29 protein-coding genes, 1 pseudogene and 1 riboswitch are annotated in these 23,773 nt (G+C 43.2%); of the genes and pseudogenes, 29 read left to right on the top strand and 1 reads right to left on the bottom strand.

All coding sequences use genetic code 11. The features are described 5' to 3' along the window. The first annotated feature begins 6 nt into the window (after positions 1-6). The 24 genes from ACFO0S_RS09405 to nagA all read left to right on the top strand — a co-directional run bounded on the left by ACFO0S_RS09405 (position 7) and on the right by nagA (position 18,488). A complete protein-coding gene (locus ACFO0S_RS09405; RefSeq protein ID WP_378141672.1) occupies positions 7-459 on the top strand; it encodes a flagellar hook capping FlgD N-terminal domain-containing protein in 453 nt (150 codons plus the stop codon). Between the two features lie 14 nt (positions 460-473). Beyond that, entirely contained in the window at positions 474-1,313 is an 840-nt protein-coding gene (locus ACFO0S_RS09400) for a flagellar hook-basal body complex protein (protein ID WP_378141670.1), read from the top strand. A gap of 18 nt (positions 1,314-1,331) precedes the next feature. Next, on the top strand, positions 1,332-1,550 hold the full coding sequence (locus ACFO0S_RS09395) for a flagellar FlbD family protein (RefSeq protein WP_378141669.1): 219 nt from the start codon (positions 1,332-1,334) through the stop codon (positions 1,548-1,550). Between the two features lie 14 nt (positions 1,551-1,564). Continuing rightward, on the top strand, positions 1,565-2,449 hold the full coding sequence (locus tag ACFO0S_RS09390; RefSeq protein ID WP_378141668.1) for a flagellar motor switch protein FliM: 885 nt from the start codon (positions 1,565-1,567) through the stop codon (positions 2,447-2,449). A gap of 5 nt (positions 2,450-2,454) precedes the next feature. After that, positions 2,455-3,387 carry a flagellar motor switch protein FliN gene (gene fliN, locus ACFO0S_RS09385; RefSeq protein WP_378141666.1) on the top strand — a complete coding sequence of 311 codons (933 nt, stop codon included), beginning with the start codon at positions 2,455-2,457 and terminating at the stop codon, positions 3,385-3,387. 16 nt (positions 3,388-3,403) lie between these two features. Further along, a complete protein-coding gene (locus ACFO0S_RS09380) occupies positions 3,404-4,039 on the top strand; it encodes a flagellar biosynthetic protein FliO (RefSeq protein ID WP_378141665.1) in 636 nt (211 codons plus the stop codon). Further along, positions 4,036-4,725 (top strand): flagellar type III secretion system pore protein FliP, encoded by a 690-nt coding sequence (gene fliP, locus ACFO0S_RS09375; RefSeq protein WP_378141664.1) that lies wholly within the window; start codon positions 4,036-4,038, stop codon positions 4,723-4,725. Before ACFO0S_RS09380 ends, fliP begins: the two co-directional genes overlap by 4 nt. Before the next feature lie 15 nt (positions 4,726-4,740). Further along, entirely contained in the window at positions 4,741-5,010 is a 270-nt protein-coding gene (gene fliQ / locus ACFO0S_RS09370; protein ID WP_378141663.1) for a flagellar biosynthesis protein FliQ, read from the top strand. Beyond that, positions 5,010-5,792 (top strand): flagellar biosynthetic protein FliR, encoded by a 783-nt coding sequence (gene fliR / locus ACFO0S_RS09365; protein WP_378141661.1) that lies wholly within the window; start codon positions 5,010-5,012, stop codon positions 5,790-5,792. The genes fliQ and fliR overlap by 1 nt, the downstream gene beginning before the upstream one ends. A gap of 4 nt (positions 5,793-5,796) precedes the next feature. Beyond that, on the top strand, positions 5,797-6,900 hold the full coding sequence (gene flhB, locus ACFO0S_RS09360) for a flagellar biosynthesis protein FlhB (protein ID WP_378141660.1): 1,104 nt from the start codon (positions 5,797-5,799) through the stop codon (positions 6,898-6,900). Then, a complete protein-coding gene (flhA, locus tag ACFO0S_RS09355; protein ID WP_378141659.1) occupies positions 6,897-8,951 on the top strand; it encodes a flagellar biosynthesis protein FlhA in 2,055 nt (684 codons plus the stop codon). Before flhB ends, flhA begins: the two co-directional genes overlap by 4 nt. Next, positions 8,948-10,081: a flagellar biosynthesis protein FlhF gene (flhF, locus tag ACFO0S_RS09350; RefSeq protein ID WP_378141658.1), complete on the top strand. Its 1,134-nt coding sequence runs from the start codon at positions 8,948-8,950 to the stop codon at positions 10,079-10,081. The genes flhA and flhF overlap by 4 nt, the downstream gene beginning before the upstream one ends. After that, complete coding sequence (locus ACFO0S_RS09345) at positions 10,056-10,901, top strand: MinD/ParA family protein (RefSeq protein ID WP_378141657.1); 846 nt, start codon at positions 10,056-10,058, stop codon at positions 10,899-10,901. The genes flhF and ACFO0S_RS09345 overlap by 26 nt, the downstream gene beginning before the upstream one ends. Positions 10,902-10,913: 12 nt before the next feature. Next, entirely contained in the window at positions 10,914-11,672 is a 759-nt protein-coding gene (locus ACFO0S_RS09340; protein ID WP_378141656.1) for a FliA/WhiG family RNA polymerase sigma factor, read from the top strand. Between the two features lie 11 nt (positions 11,673-11,683). Then, entirely contained in the window at positions 11,684-12,193 is a 510-nt protein-coding gene (locus ACFO0S_RS09335) for a hypothetical protein (protein WP_378141655.1), read from the top strand. Further along, entirely contained in the window at positions 12,190-12,618 is a 429-nt protein-coding gene (locus ACFO0S_RS09330; protein WP_378141654.1) for a DUF327 family protein, read from the top strand. The genes ACFO0S_RS09335 and ACFO0S_RS09330 overlap by 4 nt, the downstream gene beginning before the upstream one ends. Position 12,619: 1 nt before the next feature. Further along, the gene (locus ACFO0S_RS09325) at positions 12,620-12,979 is read left to right on the top strand and encodes a PilZ domain-containing protein (protein WP_378141653.1); all 360 of its coding nucleotides are present in this window, start codon (positions 12,620-12,622) and stop codon (positions 12,977-12,979) included. Between the two features lie 200 nt (positions 12,980-13,179). Then, a riboswitch (cyclic di-GMP riboswitch) is annotated at positions 13,180-13,264 on the top strand. A 92-nt stretch (positions 13,265-13,356) separates the two neighbouring features. Further along, complete coding sequence (locus ACFO0S_RS09320) at positions 13,357-13,992, top strand: LuxR C-terminal-related transcriptional regulator (protein WP_378141652.1); 636 nt, start codon at positions 13,357-13,359, stop codon at positions 13,990-13,992. Between the two features lie 191 nt (positions 13,993-14,183). Beyond that, entirely contained in the window at positions 14,184-14,612 is a 429-nt protein-coding gene (locus tag ACFO0S_RS09315; protein WP_378141651.1) for a hypothetical protein, read from the top strand. A 51-nt stretch (positions 14,613-14,663) separates the two neighbouring features. After that, positions 14,664-15,437, top strand: coding sequence for a hypothetical protein (locus tag ACFO0S_RS09310; RefSeq protein WP_378141650.1), 774 nt, complete (start codon positions 14,664-14,666; stop codon positions 15,435-15,437). A 61-nt stretch (positions 15,438-15,498) separates the two neighbouring features. Continuing rightward, positions 15,499-16,245: a hypothetical protein gene (locus ACFO0S_RS09305; protein WP_378141648.1), complete on the top strand. Its 747-nt coding sequence runs from the start codon at positions 15,499-15,501 to the stop codon at positions 16,243-16,245. 3 nt (positions 16,246-16,248) lie between these two features. Further along, positions 16,249-16,794 (top strand): signal peptidase I, encoded by a 546-nt coding sequence (lepB, locus tag ACFO0S_RS09300; RefSeq protein ID WP_378141647.1) that lies wholly within the window; start codon positions 16,249-16,251, stop codon positions 16,792-16,794. Positions 16,795-17,043: 249 nt separating this feature from the next. Continuing rightward, positions 17,044-17,376: a MurR/RpiR family transcriptional regulator gene (locus tag ACFO0S_RS09295; protein WP_378141646.1), complete on the top strand. Its 333-nt coding sequence runs from the start codon at positions 17,044-17,046 to the stop codon at positions 17,374-17,376. Further along, a complete protein-coding gene (gene nagA / locus ACFO0S_RS09290) occupies positions 17,373-18,488 on the top strand; it encodes an N-acetylglucosamine-6-phosphate deacetylase (RefSeq protein ID WP_378141645.1) in 1,116 nt (371 codons plus the stop codon). Before ACFO0S_RS09295 ends, nagA begins: the two co-directional genes overlap by 4 nt. Positions 18,489-18,570: 82 nt before the next feature. On the opposite strand, the gene ACFO0S_RS09285 is transcribed toward nagA, so the two are convergent. Continuing rightward, complete coding sequence (locus ACFO0S_RS09285) at positions 18,571-18,828, bottom strand: DUF3006 family protein (protein ID WP_378141643.1); 258 nt, start codon at positions 18,826-18,828, stop codon at positions 18,571-18,573. A gap of 230 nt (positions 18,829-19,058) precedes the next feature. Between ACFO0S_RS09285 and ACFO0S_RS09280 the strand changes: the two are divergent. The 5 genes and pseudogenes from ACFO0S_RS09280 to ACFO0S_RS09260 form a co-directional block, all read left to right on the top strand. Next, positions 19,059-19,394: pseudogene (locus ACFO0S_RS09280) on the top strand (YeeE/YedE thiosulfate transporter family protein); the annotation flags it as partial. Positions 19,395-19,576: 182 nt separating this feature from the next. Next, the gene (locus tag ACFO0S_RS09275; protein ID WP_378141642.1) at positions 19,577-21,205 is read left to right on the top strand and encodes a M20/M25/M40 family metallo-hydrolase; all 1,629 of its coding nucleotides are present in this window, start codon (positions 19,577-19,579) and stop codon (positions 21,203-21,205) included. A gap of 176 nt (positions 21,206-21,381) precedes the next feature. Continuing rightward, positions 21,382-22,014 (top strand): hypothetical protein, encoded by a 633-nt coding sequence (locus ACFO0S_RS09270; protein ID WP_378141641.1) that lies wholly within the window; start codon positions 21,382-21,384, stop codon positions 22,012-22,014. Next, on the top strand, positions 22,011-22,898 hold the full coding sequence (locus tag ACFO0S_RS09265) for an ATP-grasp domain-containing protein (RefSeq protein WP_378141640.1): 888 nt from the start codon (positions 22,011-22,013) through the stop codon (positions 22,896-22,898). The genes ACFO0S_RS09270 and ACFO0S_RS09265 overlap by 4 nt, the downstream gene beginning before the upstream one ends. After that, positions 22,895-23,668 carry an ATP-grasp domain-containing protein gene (locus ACFO0S_RS09260; RefSeq protein WP_378141639.1) on the top strand — a complete coding sequence of 258 codons (774 nt, stop codon included), beginning with the start codon at positions 22,895-22,897 and terminating at the stop codon, positions 23,666-23,668. The genes ACFO0S_RS09265 and ACFO0S_RS09260 overlap by 4 nt, the downstream gene beginning before the upstream one ends. Positions 23,669-23,773 lie beyond the last annotated feature (105 nt).

Genomic DNA, 23,773 nt, shown 5'->3' with positions numbered 1-23,773 from the left:
ATGAGAATGGAGATTACATCAACTACTTCAGCTGCTACACAGTCAGCAACAGTGAACAAAAAAGAAGAGGCTAGTCGTGGACTTGGACAAGATGCATTTATGAAAATTCTCATTGCTCAGCTGAGAAATCAAAATCCACTTGAGCCGATGAAAGATGCAGACTTTATTGCCCAGATGGCTCAGTTTACAAGTCTTGAGCAGTTAACTTCGTTAAATAAAACCATGACATCCTATACAGAACGGATGAACGGGAAATCCATGGCAGATTATGCGGAGATGATCGGGAAGCAAATTTCCTGGAAAGTCCCTGACACAGACACCACAGAGAGTGGAATCATTCAATCGATTATTCAAGAAGAAGGGAAATACTTTGCCCAACTTCAAAATTCGGATCAGCGCATTGCCTTAGACACGGTTTATCTGCTTGAAAGTGCACCTGCCACGGAAACTAACCAATAAAGGGGAAATGACACATGTTACGTTCAATGTACTCAGGAGTTTCAGGTATGAAAGGGTTTCAAACAAAGTTAGATGTTATCGGGAATAACATCGCCAATGTTAACACTGTTGGATTTAAAAAAGGCTCGGTTGTCTTCCAAGATATGCTCAGTCAAACGGTTTCAAGCGTTGGCGTCAACCCAGCGCAGGTCGGTCTAGGGTCATCGGCTGCAAGTATTCAACAAAATCATAACCCTGGTTCGGGGATGATGACGGGTGTAGGAACGGACCTTGCTATCATGGGGAAAGGGTTCTTTGTTGTAAAAGATTCGAATGTTAGCGCTGATGGTCTTCCTCTTCCGGTCACAGCACCTAGAAAAGAATATTTGACTAGAACAGGTAATCTTGTTGTTGATAAAATTGGTTATTTGAAAACACCGCAAGGTCATCATTTGTTAGATACAAAAGGGAATGAAATTCAAATTAATCCAACTGCTTTTGATTCATTTGCAATTGAGAGTAACGGGACAATTAAAGTCAAAAATAAAGCAGACGGTTCAGAAGAAATTCTGAAATATCCAAATAACGATGTGGTTCAAATTGCAATTTTCGCACCGCCAAATCCGTCGGGGTTACGTAAATCAGGTGGCTCTCTCTATGAAATGACGGATGCTGCTGGTCCTGGGGGAATTTTATACACTACACCAGAATCAAACGACACGCAAATCCAATCCGGAATGCTTGAAATGTCAAACGTCGAGTTAACAGAAGAATTCACGGAAATGATCATTGCACAACGCGGATTCCAAGCGAACTCAAAAATCATTTCAACATCTGATGAAATCTTACAAGAGCTTGTGAACCTGAAACGATAAGCTTAGGAGCTCATAACGATGATTATACTGACTAAATTAAATCGAAACAAAGTAACCATTAATGCCCTCTACATTGAGCGCATTGAGGAGACGCCGGATACGTATATCACTCTTACTTCCGGACGGACACTCCACGTCTTGGAATCTGCTGCAGACGTGTCGAAACTCGTGACTGCATTTTATCAAGAGTTGACACTTCTTCACACGCTTCCCAAATTAAATCGTACGGATCTATAGAAAGGGGCTTGACCATGGTGCCGCGTTCCGATGCAGCGAGCTATGATTTTAGACGCGCTAGTAAATTATCACAACTTCATGTCCGGTCGTTTTTGCGTGTCAACGAAAAAGTATCGCGTCTGATCGGGAATCAGCTGACTGGAAAACTCGATAAGTTTACAACAGCTGCTCCGAGTTCCATTCGTCAGATGACCTATGAAGAATTAAGCCTAAGTACCGATCCGTTAACAGTGGTCGTCATTTGTTCCTTTCCACCGTTACGCGGTGATTTTCAACTCATCATTTCGAATAAATTGATTCACTCCTGCATTGAACGTTTGCTTGGTGGGGATCTTGGTGAAACGGATGAGAAAGAGTTAACGGAAATCGACAAAGTGTTGCTAAAGCAACTAGCCGACGAATGGTTAGCATTATATGCGGAATCGTTATCTGCCATTCTTCCAGTCGATACGAAGTTACATCGAATTGAACTTGCTCAAGATTATAATTTCCCCCTACACGTACGTGAGAAAGTGGTCGTACTCGACACGGAAGTTCAGTTGATGAGTACTTCCGGATTGTTCGAATTGGTCGTGCCAAATAGCGCAATGGAATCCATCGTGCCCCGCCTGACAGCTTCTGAAAAGATAGCGAGAAAAGAAGATGAGGAATCTGTTCAGGTTCGCAAAATGGTGGAATCAGGAATCCAACAGACAGAACTTGAAGTACGGGCTGTCCTTGGTCATTGCGACTTAGACGTGCGAGACTTTTTAACACTTCAACAAGGCGATGTGCTCAGACTCTCAACGGCTTATGATGAACCGATTGAAGTCTACGTCGATCAAAAGAAGATGTACAGTGCACAAATGGGGACTCACCGTGGAAAAAGGGCGATACAAATATTAGAGCAGGAGGAGTAATAGCAATGAATAAGTTTGGATCCCTCTCGAATGATGAGGTCAAGAAATTATTAACGATGATTCCGGATGAAGGTTCCGATGAAATGCTCCGTCGGTTCGAACAGCGCATTCAAAATCAAATTCCAGTCATGGAACAAGGTTTTGAAAAACGTGGATGGAAAACGTCTGTGCAGCTGATAGAACTTCAGGATGTGACATCCCGTGCTCTGATGATTGAAGGCCCGAATCACTTGATTCGTTTAAAAGCGAAAGACTCCGATGAAGATATGCTACTGATTGTGCCACAAGCTATGGTTCGCCACATATCGAATGAAACCGAAATTGACTTAACACGAATGGGGAAATTTGCATCCGATGTGGCCCTTCGGTTTCAATACGATAATCCATTTGAAGTCGTTAGTATCGATGAAGTGACGACGCAAGAAGTCGAATGGCAACTTCTATCTGAAGAACTTTTATGGGTGGAAGCTAAAGTCGATATCTCTGTTGAATCTACTTACTACACAGTCCGCATGCTATGGCCCACTGCTTTTGTTCAAAAACTTGTTGGCCAACACGAAGGGGGAGAATCACAAATGACAGAACAACAGCCGTTAAAAAAGAGCGCCATGAAACAACCGAATATTCAACCGGCTCAGTTTGAGCAATTGAAAGAAACAACTCTTTCAAGTGACCATCAGACGAATTTGTCGATGCTTCTCGATATTCCTCTTCAGGTCACTGTGGAACTTGGGCGTAGTCGTAAGACAGTGAAAGATATTCTAGAAATTACTCAAGGTTCAATTATTGAGCTCGATAAAATGGCGGGAGACCCCGTCGATATTCTCGTCAATCAGAAACTGATTGCCGTAGGAGAAGTCGTTGTAGTGGATGAACAGTTCGGAATTCGTGTCACGGAGATTAGCAGTCAAGCGGATCGTTTAGCAAAGCTGCGATAGAAAAGAGGTACCTGCTTTGAAAAAAGGATTGATGGTTATTCTGGCGCTGTGGATCGTTGTACTCGGCAGTGAACTGCCAGTAAATGCAGCAACCAACCCATCCGTTGCGGATTATATCAAAAATGGCTCACCTGTGGAACAACCGGAAGAAGTTCCCCCTGCAGAGTCTACAGATCGAAGTTTGGCATCCATCATCGGCGCATTGATTTTTTATACGCTCTTAATTGTTGGTCTTATCTATTTATTGATCCGTTTCCTTGCAACACGCCAACGTTCCTTGCAAACGAATCAACTTGTCCAAATCATGGGTGGCGGGTCTGTTGGTCAACAAAAATCTGTGCAACTTGTCAAAGTGGGAAATCAAGTTCTCGTTGTGGGAATTGGTCAAGACGTGACATTACTGAAGGAAATTGAGGATGAAGCGGAAAAGGCGAGATTAATTGAAGCGATGGAAGAACAGTCTGAACTCTTAAAAGAGAAGCCAAAATGGCTTGAAAAAGGACTCGAAATGATACGTCCTAAAGCGTCTTCAAATCAAGATTCCGCGCAATCATTCCAGACATTATTCCAACAAAGTCTCGAGAAACAAAAAGACACGTTACACTCCGTACGGAAACGGATGTCACGTAATGAGAAGGAGAGAGACGAATGAACTATTTATCTCTTCTTGCTATCACCATTCCGGGAATATCCGTAGGGACAGATGGTTCAGGCGACGTATCGACGACGTTGCAACTCCTGTTTTTACTGACCATATTATCACTTGCACCAGCCATCTTAATCTTACTCACAAGCTTTACTCGTATCATTATCGTCTTGTCCTTTGTTCGAACCGGGTTAGGTACACAAAGTATGCCACCAAACCAAGTACTAATAGGACTCGCATTATTCCTAACCTTTTTTGTGATGAGTCCTGTATTGAGTGAAATCAACGATAATGCTTTACAACCGTTTTTGAATGATGAAATTTCACAAGAACAAGCACTGGATAACGCATCGTCTCCGATGAAGGAATTCATGGCAAAGCATACAAGGGAAAAAGACCTTGCATTATTTTATAGCTACCAAGGTTTAGAAAAGCCGACGACGATTGATGAGATTCCATTCACGTCACTCATTCCAGCGTTTGCCATCAGTGAACTCAAGACTGCGTTTCAAATTGGCTTTATCATCTTCATTCCATTTTTGATTATCGATATGGTCGTTGCAAGTACGTTAATGTCGATGGGGATGATGATGTTGCCACCAGTCATGATTTCGTTGCCATTTAAAATTTTGTTATTCGTTCTCGTCGATGGGTGGAACTTAATTGTCGAGTCGCTACTGATGAGTTTTTAGGAAGGGGAATATCGCATGACACCAGATACTGTTATTAAACTTGCCGAGCAATCAGTGTATACCGTCATTCTTTTATGTGCTCCTCTACTCCTTGTCGCACTCGGAGTGGGACTACTCGTCAGTATTTTTCAGGCGATGACGCAAATTCAAGAACAGACGCTGTCATTTATCCCGAAAATCTTAGCGGTCTTTATTTCCCTCGTCCTCTTTGGACCTTGGATGCTCACGACCATCGTAGACTTTACACGCAACTTGTTCCGTGAGTTGCCGACGTTGATCGGCTGATGACACTTGAAAATGCACTGAACGCGTTTCCGTATTTTTTACTTGTTCTTGTGCGGATGAGTGCCTTCTTTATTGTCGCACCGATCTTTTCACAACGAACGATTCCCTCTCAGTTCAAAATTGGTCTTGCGGGCGCACTTTCACTCATTGCGACTTCCGTAGTACCGTTTGAAAATGAAATTGTGTTAGATGGGTATTACACGGTACTCATTTTCAAAGAAATTTTGATTGGCTTATCGTTTGGATTTTTGACTGCTTTGATTTTATTCATGGTACAAGTTGCCGGTGCCTTTATTGATTTCCAAATGGGGTTTGCACTAGCAAATGTCATTGATCCACAAACGGGGACACAAGTGCCGATTATCGGTCAGTTCAAATACATACTAGCGATCCTCTTTTTACTTGCCATCAATGGACATCATTTTATGATTAACGGGATGCTCCACAGTGTCCGTCTTGTACCTGTAGGAGTTCCGGAGTGGGGCTTTGCTGCTGGGGAATTGTCTCAGTTTATGGTGACGGTATTCGCAGCGATGTTTGCCGTAGCCTTTCAGCTTGCGCTTCCGATTGTTGGGTCGCTATTTTTAGTGGATGCTGCACTCGGTCTCCTTGCGAAGACAGTGCCTCAGATGAACATCTTTGCTGTCGGATTTCCACTTAAAATCGGAATTGGGTTCATTTTATTGTTACTGCTTATGCCATCGTTTTTCTTTATGCTACAAGTGATTGTCGAACGTATGGTGAAGTTGATGAATGAGTTAATGGGAATTTTAGGAGGGTAATCGCATGACACGTCTTCAACTGGACTTGCAATTTTTCTCTGGCGAGAAGACAGAAAAAGCGACGCCTCAAAAGCGGCAAGAGTCCCGAAAGAAAGGACAAGTGGCGAAGTCCCAAGAAGTACCTGCTGCATTCATCTTGTTTGGAAGTGCTCTCGTCCTTTACTTTCTCGGTGGGTGGTACTTAGAACGAGTATTAATGTTCTTTCAATTCATTTATCAAGACGTTTTCTTGACGACACTGACCGTTCAAAATGTTCCAGAACTTATGAACGAATTGTTCGTCGATCTTGCGATTGTTGTCGCACCTATTTTTGTCATTGCCATAGTGTTTGGAATCGGTGGAAACTTCGTACAGTTTGGTTTCCTGTTCGCACCTGAGGCCGTACTCGCGAAACTAGAACGTATCGACCCGATTAGTGGAGCAAAACGAATCTTTTCGCTTCGTGCCCTCGTGGAGCTCTTTAAGTCGATTGCCAAAGTAGTAGTGATTAGTACTGCCGCAGGCGTTATCTTATGGACGAATAAAGAGCAAGTGATGGGATTGTCTCATTTACCTGTACGCCAAAGTGCAGCAGTCATCGGGCAACTGACGTTTGAACTTTTCCTCACGGTATCGCTGATTTTAGTCGTTTTAGCGATTGCGGATTATATGTACCAAAAGTATGAATTTGAAAAACAAATTCGAATGTCGAAACAAGACCTAAAAGATGAGTTCAAGAAGATGGAAGGGGACCCCTTAATCAAATCTAAGATTAAGGAAAAACAGCGTCAGATGAGTCTCAACCGGATGATCCAGGATCTTCCGAGGGCAGATGTTCTGATCACCAACCCAACTCACTTTGCTGTAGCTCTCGAATACAATGACGCTAAAATGGACGCACCCACAGTAATTGCCATGGGGATGGACTTTCAAGCACTCAAACTGCGAGAGAAAGCAAAAGAATACAACGTAACGATTGTTGAAAATAAACCACTTGCTCGTGCACTATATGCGCAAACGGATATCGGAGACCCGGTACCTGAAGAGCTCTTCGGAGCCGTTGCAGAAATACTCGCTTACGTCTACCGCATCAATGGGAAGATGAAAGAGGAAAGGAGAACACCATGAAAATACGTGATTTTGCCGTCTTACTATCTGTTATATTAATCATCGTGATGATGGTGATCCCTCTCCCGCCACTGCTTCTTGATTTACTAATCATGGTAAACCTGAGTTTGGCAATTACCATTCTTCTCGTTGCTATGAACACGAAAGAGCCTCTGCAATTTTCTATTTTCCCGACGCTTTTGCTGCTAACTACATTATTCCGCCTGGCCCTCAATGTCTCGACGACACGTTCGATTTTATCGGAACGGACAGGTGGTCAAGTCATTGAAACCTTTGGAAACTTCGTCGTAGGTGGAAGTGCCGTTATTGGGATTTTGGTATTTTTGATTTTAGTTATTATTCAGTTCCTCGTCATCACAAAAGGTTCTGAGCGTGTGGCGGAGGTAGCTGCACGTTTCACCTTGGACTCCATGCCTGGTAAACAAATGAGTATCGATGCGGATCTAGGTGCTGGGATGATCAGTGAACAAGAAGCGAAAAGTCGTCGTGAGAAAATCAGTAAGGAAGCTGATTTTTACGGAGCGATGGACGGGGCGAGTAAATTCGTCAAAGGTGACGCGATTGCCGGAATTGTCATTACCCTTATCAACATCATCGGTGGTTTTATTATCGGGATGCTTGTACACGGCATGGCTGCTGGTGAAGCGGCATCTACATTTACGTTATTATCGATTGGAGACGGACTTGTCAGTCAGATCCCTGCTCTCTTAATTTCTACAGCAATGGGTATCATCGTGACGCGTGCTGCTTCAGACGGAAACCTTGGTTCAGATATCACGAAACAACTGTTTGCGTATCCGAAAATGATGTATGTTGTTGCGGGAACGCTCTTTGCGATTGGGATCTTTACACCCATCAGTAAAGGGTTGATCCTACCGGTTGCAGCCATCGTTGCTGGGTTCGGTTTCTTCTTGCAGCGAAACTTAGATAAAGCAGAGAGTCAGGAAGATGAAACCGTTGTTGAAGAGAAAGAAATCGACGCCATGAAAAGTCCGGAGAGTGTTTTGGATCTACTAAATGTCGATGTCATTGAATTTGAGTTCGGATATGGGCTCATCCCACTTGCCGATAAAAAGCAAGGTGGAGACTTACTTGACCGCGTCATTATGATACGAAGGCAGCTTGCTCTTGAACTAGGTGTTGTTGTTCCGGTTATCAGGATTCGGGACAATGTACAGCTAGGTCCACAAGAATACATGATTAAAATCCGTGGAAATGAAGTGGCAAAAGGTTCGTTGATGCTTGATCATTACCTTGCTTTAAAATCCGAAGATGATGATAGTATCATAGGCATTGAAACGGTAGAACCGGCATTCGGTATGCCTGCTTTGTGGATTGATGAACTAACAAAGGAAGATGCGGAACTGTACGGCTACGTCATTATCGATCCACCGTCTGTTGTTTCGACCCATCTAACAGAAGTCATCAAACGTCATGCGCATGAACTGATTGGTCGTGAAGAAGTGAAGGCACTGATCGACCATCTACGAGAGACCACACCTTCTGTTGTAGAAGAATTGATTCCACAGCAAATGACGATTGGGGAAGTGCAAAAAGTACTTGCGAAGTTACTAAAAGAGAAAGTATCTATTCGGAACATGGTAACAATCTTAGAAACACTTGCCGATTATGCACCTTCTACTAAAGATCCAGACATATTGACGGAGTATGTTCGTCAAGCACTGTCACGCCAGATTACACAACAGTTCTCACCAACTGGAGAACCTCTTCGTGTGATTACTGTTGGAGCATCCGTTGAGAAACGATTTGCGAATGCAATCCAACGTACGGAACAAGGCAGCTTCTTATCGCTTGATCCAGATTCGACGCAGCAAATCTATGAAGTATTACTTGAACAGGTGCAGCGTGTCCAGCAACAGGGCGTTCAACCAGTATTACTTACTACACCAGGTATCCGGCACTATATGCGCCAGTATTTGGACCGCTTCTCGGCAGATATTCCGGTATTGTCTTATAACGAACTAGAACCACAACTCGAAATACAAAGTATTGGCGTCGTCCAAATCAGTGGGGTGAATGAATTCGCATGAAACTGAAAACGTATACCGCAGAAAATTTAGATAAAGCCCTTGATCAGGTTCGAGATGAACTCGGTAGTGATGCTGTTATCGTGCAGACGAAGAGAGTGAAATCTGGTGGGTTTCTAGGGTTCTTTCAAAAAGAGCATATGGAAGTCGTGGCAGCTCTCTCGGAAACGAAACCAAAAGAAGTTCCCGTTGAGGAAGTGGCAGCAACTGTTACCTCGCCCGTTGTGGAACCGTTAATCGACAACCGTCCTCCTGCACGAGATGTTCGCTATGACAAAGTGCTTGTGGAGATGAAAGAGTTAAAAGAACTGTTGTACGACCAAACGAAAGCACCGAAGCTTCCGAAACTCTTGCGTGAGTTTGATGACGACCTGAAGCAACAAGGGGTCCATAGTGAAGCGCGCATGAAACTGATTGCCGCTATTTTAGAGCATCAAGGTGACAAGCGCGTTACAGCTTCCGCTCTTTTACAAAACGTTCGAAAAGCATTTGATGAACTCGAGTACGCGGAACCGGAATACAGTCGCATCTTATGTTTTTCTGGACCAACAGGTGTCGGTAAAACAACAACGATTGCGAAGTGGGCGACCGAGGAATTTATTACGAAAAAGCGTAAGGTCGGTCTCGTCACAACGGATACATTCCGGATTGGTGCTGTAGAACAATTGAAGACCTATGCATCCATTTTAGGGGTTCCACTCGAAGTCGTTACAGACGTTAAAGACATGGGTCCTGCTCTTGAGCGCTTAAAAGACTGCGAACGAATCTTGATTGATACAGCTGGCCGTAACTTCCAGCAGGAACAATTCATTGATGAGGTACGCGCAATTACTTCCTATGAAGAGATGACGACTCAGCTTGTCTTGAGTCTGACAGCAAGTTATCCTGACAGTCAAAAGTTGATTCAATCGTTTGAACAAGTGGGGTTCACGAATATCATTGCCACGAAACTCGATGAAACGAGTCAACCGGGACATCTCCTGAATTTGATGCACGATTATTCGTATCCGATTTCATATGTCACTACAGGGCAACATGTCCCCCATGATATTCGACCGTTCAACTCGATGTTGTTGCGCGAAGTGTTCTTAGGGGAGGAAACGTCTCATGGATCAAGCAGCAGCACTTCGTGATTTGATGAAACAAGCGACGTCACCTAAACCTCGCATACTCGCTGTGACAAGTGGCAAGGGAGGCGTCGGGAAGTCGACACTTACGATCAATATGGCGCTTGCTCTTGCGAAGACAGGAAAACGTGTTGTGATTCTCGATCTGGACGTAGGGTTTGGGAACATTGAAACGCTTGTCGGCGCAAATGCAACGTACTCGTTTGCGGATGTGAAATCGGGTGACGTATTGATGAAAGATGCACTTGTCGAAGGCCCGCTTGGAGTCCGATTTTTATCCGGGGGCAGTGGGTTTCTCGAAATGGTGCGCTGGTCGGAAGAAGAAATCGCACGTGTACATGAACAGTTCCAAGAGATGGAGCAGCATTTCGATGTTGTCTTACTCGATACGGGTGCCGGGATGACGGATATCCAGATGTCCTTCTTAGTGGCGGCAGATGAGGGTATTCTTGTTACCACTCCGGAGCCGACAGCCCTTACCGATGCCTACTCGGTACTGAAGATGATTCATCATCATCGGCCGGATTTTGCGTTTCATCTTGTGGTCAATCAATGTGTCTCTCTTATGGAAGGTCGACAGACAGCGACGCAGTTCCAAAAAGTTTGCAAAGAATTTTTGCAACGAGAGTTACAATTTGCAGGACTCATTCTAAAAGACGATGAAGTAAACCGTGCTGTAAAACGGCAGTATCCATTATTATTGCATGCACCAAAAAGTCAAGCAGCTAAGTCGATTGAAAAAGTCGTCTACGATTTAGTGGGGATGCCACCGCGTCCGACAGCGGGACTTAGTGGCTTTTTACGAAAGCTCGTCGCAATCAGATAAGGAGGTGGGAAGATGACCGTACTAGAGGACCAAAAGCAATTGCTGGAGTGGCAGAAAACAAAAGATGATGTGCAGGGTAATCAATTAGTGGAGCGCTACATGCCTCTTGTCGAGTACGTTACCCACCGAATTGGACTACAGCTTCCTCCGTCTGTCGATCCTGGAGAAATCCGGAGTTTAGGACTTGAGGGATTATATGACGCGTTAACCAAATACAAACCGTCGTTTGAGACGAAATTTGAGACGTACGCAACCTGGCGGATTAAAGGTGCCATATTAGATGGACTCCGGAAGTTGGACTGGCTACCTCGGGGTCTCCGGGATGAAGTGAAGAAAATCGATCAAGCCTACCTCACTCTTCAACAACAGCATCAACGGGAAGTGACGGATGATGAGGTAGCAGCGTATTTAGAGATGACCGTTCCTCAAGTGAAGCGTGTGGTTCGAAATTCTTCTCTTGCGCTCGTCAGCAGTCTGCATCAGGAACAGTTTCAGGAAGCGGAAATAGACAGTCAATCGTCTCTTCATAAAGCACAGGTGACCATTCCAGAACAAGAAATTGTCAAGCAAGCTGTGCGTGATCAACTGCAAGAAGCCATCCAGCAGTTACCTGAAAAAGAGAAACTCGTTGTGTCGCTTGCGTATCAAGAAGAGCTACGATTTACGGAAATTGCCGAAATTCTGTCGGTTAGTGTGTCACGTGTATCACAAATCCATTCAAAAGCCATGTCTCGCTTGCGTTTAGCGGTTTATGATGTGCTCGAGTATTAGGGGTGAATTCGTTGGAAGTAATTTTATATGCCATTATCTTTGTGATGATTTTGCTGCACATCCGGTCGTTCTACTTATTGCAGCAGTTCAAGAAGACGAAGAATGAAATTGAGCGGTCGAATCAACAATTAGAGGACCAGCTTCAGGAATTTCTTAGTGCCGTGGAAATAAAGAACCAAGAATTGGTCTCTGAAGTGGAAGGATACATAGCGACTGCTCAAAAACCTGTGGTTCGTCGACAAGAAGTGTCTATACCTGTAGAAAATAAACAAGAAGTGGTAGTGCCAGTCAAGAAAAAACCAGCTCCGAAAAAGAAACCGACGCCATCTACACCAACGCACGTTGCAGCAACCTACCAACAAAATGCAGGAGTGGGGAGTAAAGCGGCGGATGAACTGGAACAAATTCGTCTCTATGATAAACAAGGGAAAACCGTCAGTGAAATCGCAGCCCTTCTTGGCCGTGCGGAAAGTGAAGTCAATCTACTGTTATTTATGGCACGAAAGGAGTCAAACGGATGATGAAAGTGCAAGCAGGATTCATACCGCCCACTCCGAAAACAGACATTCGAAAAATGGATACGACGCCTGCGATGTCTTTTCAGCGATTGCTAAGTTCGAAAGATAAACAGCTCTCAGAAAATCATCTTGACAGTCTTTTTGAACAGTTGGATAATTGTGGTAAGCATTTAACTGAATGGAAGACGATGGATGCCTTTTACCGCTACAAACGAGCTGTGAAAGACGTGTTGAGTGAACTGGCGAGTGGCTATCAACTTGTCGAGAATTCAAGCCTCATGACGGGATCGACTCATCAGACTGTACAAATCGTTGAGGTGAAATTACTTGAGTTACAACAAAAGCTTTTACAAGACGAAGTGCATCATTTAGAGATTTTAGATCTTATTGGGGAACTAAAGGGGATTTTAGTGGATAGGAGAGGGTAGTGTGACGACGGAAGATCGCCGCGAGTTATTTCGTGTGGACTTTAAAGAAAACGTCTTCGGCAAAATGTCGATTGCCGGATATGACGTGGAGATTGTAAAATTCATTAACATAAGCTCAATGGGAGCTTTGATTGAAACGGATACAGACATACGGGCAAAAACTAAAATGGAATTACGTTTTTCTATTAATGGGGTACCCTTTTTAGTGGAAGGCACGATTGTACGTAAGGTGGTCTTTCCAGACTATAATCACTACGGCATCGTGTTTAAAGAAGATCGGACTCAGTTCCAACAGCTATTCCGAGAGCTTAATTCATACAAAATTCGTAAAGCCAAACCTCATCTTGTGGATGAGGATTGAAGAAAAAGAAAGAAAAATTGGAACCTATTCTTATTTTTACTAAGCAAGAATTCTTCTTGTGCAGTAAGTAAGGATAGTTTTTTATTTATTAAGACAAATGACATAACTTATGTCGGTTTTTGTAGTCCCGTTGTAGTAATATGTAGTCTTTTTTATGTTGTATTTTACTAATTATTACCTTATAGTGAAGTGGAAAGAATTATCTGATAGGAAGCGACGACCTATTCTCTTTAAGTGGGCACCTGGAGAAATAGTGAGCTTATGGTGCACCCGGCCTATCATCTGTTTAGGGATAACAGATGATAGGTCTTTTCCGTCACCCAGAATTTCACACATTTGTCCGAATGTCATGGAAACTAAACAAAGGTGGTAGGGGAATGAGAGTCTTAGTGATGAACGACCATCCATTCATACGAAAAGGAATAGTTGGTTTACTGGAGAGCGATGCCGTGTTCGAATGGATTGTGGAAGCTACAAGTTTTGACATTGGTCTAAGTATTTTAGAGAAGGAACACATGGATATTGTCATTGTTGATGTAAAATTAGGAAAAAGTAGCGGATATGACTTTATCATAAGAGGGAAGAAGATTTCGTCTGCTAGTCGCTTCGTGATTTTTACAGCGTCCATGAAACAGAGTGATTTTATTCAAGCAAAAGAAATAGGTATTGACGGGTATATTTTTAAAAATGTATTACTAGAAGAGTTTGTTCATGCACTCAAAGTGATTCATAAGGGCCGCAAATATTATGACCCGGATGTTGTGGATTTAACGTATATGATTCCTGTCCCTTCTCAAGAAATCACAGATCATCTCACAGCAAAAGAAAAAGAAGTACTTATTGAACTAGGAAAAGGGAAGTCCAATAGAGAAATTGCTTTGGAACTGTTCATCTCAGAATTTACAGTTAAGAAGCATGTCAGTCAGATTCTCTCAAAGCTAGAATTGAGTGATCGAACCCAAGCAGCCCTCCATGCGAATGCATTAGGGCTCGTCACATATGCAGTCAACTAAGATTTAGGCAACGTTGCCTAAGTCTTTTTTTTGCGTTTATATGGTACGAAAGTATACCTTCTCTACTCCCAATGGAGAGCATTAAAGTAGACTTTAGTGACTTGGAAAGTATCCCCAAGAGGTGAGTAGCATTCACATTAAACGTCTATAGTGAAGGTAGTTCTTACATCAACTAAAAAGGGAGGAGGCCAATGATTAAGAAACTCGTTGTTTCGTTTACACTCGCCACAGTTGTTTTCGCGGGTCCTGCAGCTGCAAGTCTCGATAGCAGTGTCTATTTTCAAAACTGGTACAAAGGACAGTGGAGTCAATCAAAAGATGAAGTGAGTAAAGAAGTATTCGCACATTCCATCACAGTCGGTTTGAGCTGGCTGAGCTGGTTGGATGAGATGGATCAAACGATTGTATCCAGATTGAATGTGACGGGTTTAATCAACTCCACTTCTAATGAGATGCAAGACTATGCGGATGCGCAAGCGATCCGGTTAGAAGAAGCCAAACGTTCCCTGCACATGAACGAGCTGGATGCATTCGAAGCGGAGCGAAAACAAAACCTTCCGGGTGAGATGGAAAGCGAACTGGAAGAATACTTTAAGTCGGAATTTTTAAACGGGGAATAATGGAGTCATTGATTCCACTAAAATAAAACCACATTTGAGGAGATGGGAATTATGAAAAAAACATTGAAAACGAAAATGATCGCAGGTACAACGGCAGTCGCACTATTTTCAGGTGCAGGGTTTGCGTTTGCGAATACGAATGCGGGGGATGCGTTTAAAGCTTGGTATGATGGGCAGTTTGGGAGAGCTGAAACACATGTGGCTCAACAAGTTGCTGCTTATGCTTACGGCAAAGAACAAGATGCTAGAACTTACTACGCTGCAGAACTTTCAAAGCTGAATACTCAAATTGATAATGAACGAAAAGACCAGAAAGACGCTAAATCGAACTCTATGGATGCTAAAGCTCAAGGTCACATCGATTCTATGAATGCAGAAAAAACGGAAATTTTGAATGGGATGGAAGGTCAGTTTCTAGCATTGGAATCTGAAGTGAAAGGGATTATTGATTTTGCTGCAGATGAACTCGAGAAAGCAGCCAATACTCATTTTGAAGGAAAAGCTACAGAAGCTGGAGATGCTGCGTTTACATCGCTTCAAACAGATTTAAATACAGCCAAAGGTGATGCCAATAACAAATTATCGGATGCTATCACAGCGGCTAAAGGTGATGTGAATAGAGCGTTAAGAACTAATACGAATGATTCTGTTGGGGAACTAAAAGGTTATCTTGACGAGGTCTATGCACAATTAAAATTAGATGTAACAGCCATTGTGGATGGCTATATTACTACTCAAAAAGAACGCTTAGCAGCAGAAGCAACTAGAATCGAAGGCGAGAGCACAAGCGATCTTGATACAATCGTTTCTAACATCAATAAATAATAAAACAACTGAAGAGTCTCTCAAACGGGAGGCTCTTTCCTTTTTAAAGGAGGAACAATCAATGAAACTTAAAACGAAACTATCTAAATTTCTCATTGGAACTGTCTTTTTAATCGCAATATGCATCTCAAGCATCCAGGTCGCCTTTGCTGAGCAGGACATTTCGACACTCATCAGCCAGTGGTTCGATCAACAGAAAACGTCAGCTGTCGCTTCTATGGAATCGTCAATAGAAAGTGAGAAAGAACAACAAGTGATTCGATTAAAAGCGCACTTGCAATCGGAAATGGAACGAGCTCAAGGAGAATTGTCTGCTTTTGAACAACAACAAATTGATGAAACTGTAGAAGCACTAAGACAGCATACGAGTCAATTGATGGCTTCGGTCTCTTATAGTAATGAAGCGGAGAAACAAGCAATCATCAATGAATTAAACTTCATTTTTAACTCTGCCATTTTAGCAATGGGTAGTGTAAATCTGGTAGAGATTCCTCCTGTCGAAACCGAGCCACCAGGACCACCTGGAGGCAATAACGGGAACCCTGGAAATAGTGGGAATGGTCAAGGAGCAGGAAACGATGGTAATAACAATGGTAATGGTCCCGGAGGAAACAATGGCAATGGACCCGGAGAAAATAATGGCAGTGGAAAAGGGAATGACAAACCGGGGAATGGAAAAGGGAATGGGAAGAACAAAGGGGTAGAAGATACAGAATCTGTAGAACAACCGGTCACAGAAAGTACAGTGACACCAGTTGTACAGGAAGAGGATGATTCATCAACAAAGGAAACGTCTGGAGGACAATAGGCCATGACATCGATTCGCTTTGAAACGACAAACAAATCCGTAGAGTCTAAGTCACTCAAAAATGAAATTTGGAGCAGTATACGGTTCTTCGGAATCTTAATTCTTCTCTTTCTTTTCTTAAAGTTTGGATTTTCAATCTCTACGATTAGCGGCTATTCCATGGTACCAACATTTGATGATGGCAGCTTGGTGATTACGAATAATCTGATTTATGAGCCTGAACACGGTGACATCGTAATTTACACGGATTCAAATGGATTTAACGTCATCAAACGCGTCATCGGACTACCTGGTGATCAAATTTTAATTTCAAACGGGGTTGTCTATCTTAACAACGTCGCTTTAGAAGAAAACTATACGTTTGGCAGCGCATCCGATATGTCCTTACAAACTTTACCCGCAGATTCCTATTTCCTAATTGGTGATCACCGCACACCTGGAGAAAGTTTTGATAGCCGCTCTCCAGAGGTTGGTTCGATTCACCGTGAAGACATTAAAGGTGAGATGTTGCTTGCTCTTAATCCTTTTATATTGGGTAGTGGAAGATAATAAGAGATACACATAAATGCAACTTATTCTCGAGTGACGATTCGAGGGTAGGTTGTATTTTTTAATTTAAAGATTTTAAAGTGGAAATGAGCTTTAAGTACTGGTCTCAAACACCACTCTCAGACCAGGACGCGATCTTGTCACTCATCTATTTGAAATAATATTTCACTAAATAGTTTTGATATTCGGAATATTGTTTTATATACTAAGGGTAATCTTTTAAGTGTTTTCATGAAGACGTTGGGGAAGATGACAGTGGCTCAAATGATGATTGCGCAGATTTTACAGTTGATGAATGAGGAAGGTCATCAGGTGCCTCAAGCAGTAAAGCAGGTGTTGCCTGTTCGTGAGATGGCGGACATCTCTCTATTCACATCATCGACAAAAGAAGCCGCTTTCCGCAGTGCTGCGACGTCTTCTCGCCTAGCACAATTACATATGATTGATATTTTATTCATGTACGTGGCATCGCAAGACTATGAGCAATCCGTGAAATTTTTAGACGAGACCCGCGAAGCGATTCATACGCTCAGCAAAAAAGTCTCACGATCGGAGCGTGGAAAAGGATTCTTTCGAATGTGAAAATTTTTAAGGATAATGCTGAGTGGATAGATGGAACGATTGCCTGTGAAAACGGAAAAATTCATTCGATTACCCCGGAACTATTGACGGGAGAAGATGTGATAGATGGACAGGGGATGCTTGTAGTTCCAGGCTTTGTTGACGTTCATATCCACGGGTTATACGGTGTCGATACGATGGATGATGACCCTGAAGCGCTCCTTAAGATGGCTGCGAAGTTGCCGACAGAAGGCACGACGGCTTTTTTGGCGACGACGATGACAGCGGATTTAGTCGATGTAGAGCGAGTGTTGAAGCGGGCAAATGAAATTGTGGGGAAGATGCAGCTTAATGGTGGTGCGGAACTTTTAGGCATTCATGTAGAAGGGCCTTTTGTAAACCCAGACTACGCAGGTGCCCAGCCAAAAGAGTTTATGGTGATTCCGACGAGAACACTCCTTGAGAAATGGTTATCGTACGGTGTGATTCGTCAGATGACGGTCGCTCCTGAGCGAGTGGAAGCAGAATTGATTGAGTTACTTACTTCGTATGGTGTCACCGTATCTGTAGGGCACACATCAGCTGGATTTGAAGTGATGGGAGACGCAGTGGCGTCTGGCGTGACACAAATGACGCATCTCGCAAATGCTATGACAGGATTGCACCACCGGGAAATCGGCGCCCTTGGGTATGCGATGTTATCGGATTCAATTTTCTGCGAGTTGATTGTAGATGGACATCATTTGTCTCGAGAGATGGTGCAACTTCTCTATAAAGTTCTCGGAGCTGAACGTATCTTACTGGTTACCGATGCCATGCGGGCGAAAGGCCTCGCTGATGGTTCTTACGATCTCGGTGGTCAACAGGTTGCTGTTGCAAATAAAAAAGCGACACTTCCCGGTGGCGTCCTCGCCGGGAGTATCATCTCGATGATTGATGAAGTTCGCCTCATGCGGTCAATTATCAGTGCTCCTATTGAACACTTAATTCAGATGGCCTCGGTCAACCCAGCCCGCCAAATCGGCGTATGGAATCGTAAAGGAAGCCTCACTGTTGGTAAAGATGCTGACTTCTTACTAGTCGATGACGAATTAACTCTTTATGCCACGTATTGTCGTGGTGTGCGCTTGTAAGAGATGGAAGCAGGTCCCCAAAATAACAGACTACTATGCAGTCGGTCATTTTGGGGACCTGCTTCCTTTTAGTAAACTTTACTTAACGATTTCGTTTATCTCGCGTCCGCAAGTGTTCAATCATCTCTCCCATCTTCAATTCCGTCGTACCTTCCCCTTCTCGCATACGCTCAAAGATATACCCTTCCTTACTTTCATGAATTCGAACCGTGTCACCTTCCTTTAAAGAGATTGGAATTTCTTTCAACGGCAATCGTAACTCATTGGCCTCAGAACCATTCACTAAAAACACAGCTTCTTCGTTTTCAAAACGATCGAGAATCGTATCAGTGGTTGACATGTTGGTACCTCACTTTTTTATCCTTAAAGTATATTTTATTTTTGTTCTTGTACTGTTCAGTATACAGAATTCCAGTTTTGCTACAAAGCTATAGGAAGAATCCGAGCTTTACTCTGCTAAATGATTTTAAGCCCTATTCTGCTGGAATAGAGCTAGAGAAGCCATCGAAGTTGACTTGTGGTTAGCAATCTCATAACATTAAACATTATTCCTACTAAATTGATAAGAAAAGCTTACAAGCCACTATTTTTGCTGACTCTACGACCGTTTTAAACTTCGGTGTTATACTTGGCGCATTCATTGCATCTGCAGCCGGCGGACTGTTCCAGTTCACGAATGTAACTACGGGTAATTTCTTTGCTTCTGTCATCGGTGGGTTACTCATGGGTTATGGAGCACGTCTTGCATTTGGTTGTAATATAGGTGCCTATTTCGGAGGAATTGCATCATTCAGTTTACACGGGTACATTTGGGGTATCCTCGCAATTGCAGGTACGTTCTTAGCCCTTTATTTGCGACCACTCTTTGGACTTTCCGTTCCCAAATCGACGGATTCTGTATGTTAATAACATAGAGACCTTTCTAGCCCATTTCTTTTCGGAGAGATGGGCTTGCGTTATTTGTAGCAAGGCACTAAACTCCATGTCAAAACACGTGGTAACCGATCTTCTTTCTCAAGTCCCATTGTCCAGAATACGTGGATAAGTTACTATGGACATATTGTGTAATGAGGAAGGCAGGAAGTAGTATGTTGAATTGGCAGACACCTGAACAGCTTGAAACGTTGGTAAAAGAACTTGTGAGCTGGGAAAGTATCAGTACCACTCCGGGGGAAATCGATTTTGCTCATCGCGTCGCAGAGAAATTATGTACGTTACCCTATTTTCAAACCAATCAAGAGTACTTGCACGTAGGTGACGCAGGAGAAGGAAGGCTATTTTTAGCTGCACGTACAAAGCATCCAGAAGCGGTGAAGACGATTGTGCTCATTAGTCACTTTGATACGGTCGGAATTGAAGAGTACGGGGAACTTGCGCCCCTCGCTTTTCATCCGGACGAGTTAGGAAATGCCTTGCAACGCCATAAGGACCTTCTCCCTCCTGATGCACAGCGTGATTTGGAGTCCGGTGATTACCTATGGGGCCGAGGAACAATGGATATGAAAGCAGGACTTGTCATCCATATGGCGACTCTGGAAAAAGCGATTGTGGAAGAGTGGCCGATCAATATGGTGTTACTGACCGTTCCTGACGAGGAAATGAACTCTGCTGGGATGCGCGCAGCTGTGACGCACCTCGCGAAGTGGCAGGAAGAACTAGGGCTGGATTATGGTCTCTTTCTTAACGGAGAACCCGTGTTTTCCATGAATCCATCAGACACGAGTTACCGAATCTATTCCGGGTCGATTGGAAAAATCATGCCGTCTGCTTTATTTTTTGGAAAAGAAACACATGTCGGTGAACCGATGAGAGGGATGACCTCAAGTCTACTTGCTGCATTTATGACCCGCCGTATGGAGATGAACCCGCTATTTAAAGAAGAAGTTCACGGGGAAGTCACACCACTTCCTGTCACGCTCCAGCAAAAGGATATGCGCGAGAGTTATTCGACGCAGACACCATTTATGACATCTGCACTCTATAATGTGTTTACGATGAAACAAAGTGCAGCGGACGTCATGAACCAATTTGAAACAGTAGCTCACGCTGCAGCTAAGGAAATTAATGAGTGGTACGAAGCCATCTGTCAAATGGAGAAGGTGCACCCCGTCGGTAAGGTGCAGGTTCTGCGGTACGAAGAACTGTTCGCGTATGCGGTAAAGAAGCTTGGCGAAAAGACAATCGAGGCAATCAAACAAGAATGTATCCAAAGGGATGAACATGATGACCGGGAGAAAGCGTTGCAAATCGGCAAGAAGCTATTGACCCGTTGTCCGGAACTTGCGCCTGCTATCATCCTTCTTTATACGCCACCCTATTATCCGGCGGTTAATTCATCTGAAGATGCATTGATTCAGGAATGTATTGAAGCTGTAAAGAATGTTGCGAATGAACAATTTGGTTTGAAAGTAGAACTTGGACATTATTTTAATGGAATTTCTGATTTGAGCTATGTAAATTACCAAGGAGATGTTAATGGGTGGGGCGCGTACGAGTCCAATTCACCTGTATGGAATGCAACGTATTCGATTCCATTTGCAGACATGGAAAAGCTTCAAGCACCCGTTCTTAATGTCGGTCCTTTCGGAAAAGACGCCCACAAACGCACGGAGCGCCTACATATCCGTAGCGCCTTTGTAGAAACACCTGTCCTTGTAGAAAAGGTGATTCAAACAGTGATTGCCCGTGCTGGGAAAATGGAAGAACAAGTAAAATAATATGATGTTTTTGAGGGCCGTTCTGATGGTGTAAAATCAGGGCGGTTCTCATTTTTGTTTCAGAAAAGTTCTCACATCAACTAGACAAAAACCTAAGCACCCCTTGGTATTTAGCATCTTGCATAATGATATACTATTTACATAAACATGATTGTAGTGGATTGGGGTGTTTGCCAATGAAACAAAGAATTGCAGAAATGGAACGGTTCTTTTTAGAAGAGCTGGGGAATCAGGAAATTGGGCACGAGTTTAGAAAAGGCAAGAATAAGATTTTGTTGTCAGCCCCTCATAGTGTTAGCCAGTTACGAGAAGGGCAGCCGAAATTGGGTGAGTTCCGGACAGGGGTTCTCGTTCAACTGCTTGGTGAGAAAACAGATTGTCATATTTTATATAAAACGAAAAATCTAGATGATGATGCGAATTATAGTAGAGAATCTGGCTACAGGGAAGATTTATGTAAACGAATTGAAGAATTTGACATACGGCTCGTTCTGGATTTCCATATTGCATCGTCGGAGCGCATTTTTGATGTGGAAATTGGAACGGGATACGGTGTGAATATTTTAGGACGTCAAGATTTATTAGAAACCATCACAGCACATTTAGCTCATGTTTTTGATGAAGTCCATGTCGATGAATTATTTGCGGCCAGTTACGAGCATACCGTTTCGTCAACTATTTCTCGACAAGCAGGAATTCCTGCGATACAAATGGAAATAAATTGGGATATTATGGAGTCGGATGTGAAACTAATTCAGTTAGTTGATATCTATACTGGAATCATTAGGGATTTGGAGAAAAAGCTATGAAAGCATGGGTCATCTATAACGGATCATTAAAACTACTTAAAATGAATCAACTGATTGAAAAGTTGGTCGCGGATGCATCGGTGATTGGTCTCGAACTCATTCCTATTAAAAATAATGAAATCGTGCCAGTCATCCAAAAAGATGGGTCGCTCGAGCTGACGTTTTTACAAGACGTTCCTGAGCCAGAGTTTGTAATCTTTTGGGATAAGGATATCCTGCTTGCGAGCCTATTGGAGCGGAAAGGATACAAACTCTATAACTCGGCACAGTCAATTGAAATCTGTGATGACAAATCGCTCATGCATGCAGAGCTTATCGGGCGAGAGCTTCACATGCCGAAGACGATTTTTGGACCATTCAGTTTTGATTATAATCTAGTAAATGACACGTACCTTGATTACATATTCACTGAACTTGGGGACAGACTTGTTTTAAAGGAATCAAAAGGGTCTTTTGGAATGCAAGTTTATATGATTGATTCGAGAGAAGCACTTGCTGAAAGGATTCATCAAGTGGGAAATCGAAGTTTTATTATGCAGGAAGTAATAGAATCGTCGATTGGTCGGGACATTCGCGTGAACATTGTAGGTGACCGGGTTATCGGTGCAATGCAACGAGTGAATGACAACGACTTCCGAGCGAATATTACAAATGGAGGGGTTGGACGCTCTCTCCAATTGACTAACGAACAAGAAGAGTTGGCGTTAAAAGCACATGCGGCACTTGGGCTGACGTTTAGCGGGGTGGATTTATTGTACGGACCCGATGAAGAGCCTATGTTGTGTGAAGTCAATTCGAATGTCAACTTTGTCAGTTTTGAGCTTGCGACTGGACTAGATTATGCGAAACCATTGTTGCGACATCTCATGGAGAACGTGCGATGAAAGGTCTCTTGATGTACTATGCGATGGACGCGGAGAAAAATAAATCATACATAGAGTGGTTGGTGGGGGAAGCAAAAGAGTCTGGACTCGAATTGAAACTAGTGGTTATGGAAGACTTGCGGACAGGATTTTCACTAGACGACATAGATTTCGTCATCAACCGGACGCGTGAAGTGTCGGTGAGTTGGCAATTTGAACTACAAGGGATTCGAGTGTTTAACTCATCAGAAGTGACGCTCCTTGGGAACAATAAGTTAGCAGCTTATAACTATATGCAGAACCGTAGTGTGCCTTTTGCCAAAGTACTTATCTCCCCCCTGAAAAATAAAAAAACGGTTCGGAAGCCCGTTAGTGGACATGGTGGGGAAAACGTTACGTATGGAATACAGGTAGGTCCAGTCGATCTAGCAAACTTTGTTTATCAGGAGCATGCTGGGAAGATCATTGGGGATGTGAGGTTCTGGATCATTGGCAACGAGATTCACGCAGCAGTTCTCAGGTCGAACCCGGATTCGTTTCTCTCAAATTACAGTCATGGTGGGCACTTCGAAGAGTACTCATATAACACTTCACAGGAAGCAATCGTGAAACGAGCAATTGCCGACCTCTCGATTGATTATGCGGGCATTGATTTTTTCGTCACGACAGACGACCAATTGCTGTTTAATGAAATCGAAGATGTTGTCGGAAGTCGAATGTTAAGTGAACTTGGATTGAATAAGACAACGACTGAGTGGATGCGACATATTAAGAAGGAATTGCTTAATTAAAGTTGTTATAGCCCCTTTCTGATTTTTAATTCAGAACGGGGCTATTTTCTTTTTGATCAAAACTTATTTCATCTCATAAATGATTTTGCCAAAAGGGTCGACCAG

It is taken from the genome of Chryseomicrobium palamuruense (genome assembly GCF_042649045.1).
GTDB lineage: Bacteria > Bacillota > Bacilli > Bacillales_A > Planococcaceae > Chryseomicrobium > Chryseomicrobium palamuruense.
This window is presented reverse-complemented; position numbering and strand designations above follow the sequence as displayed.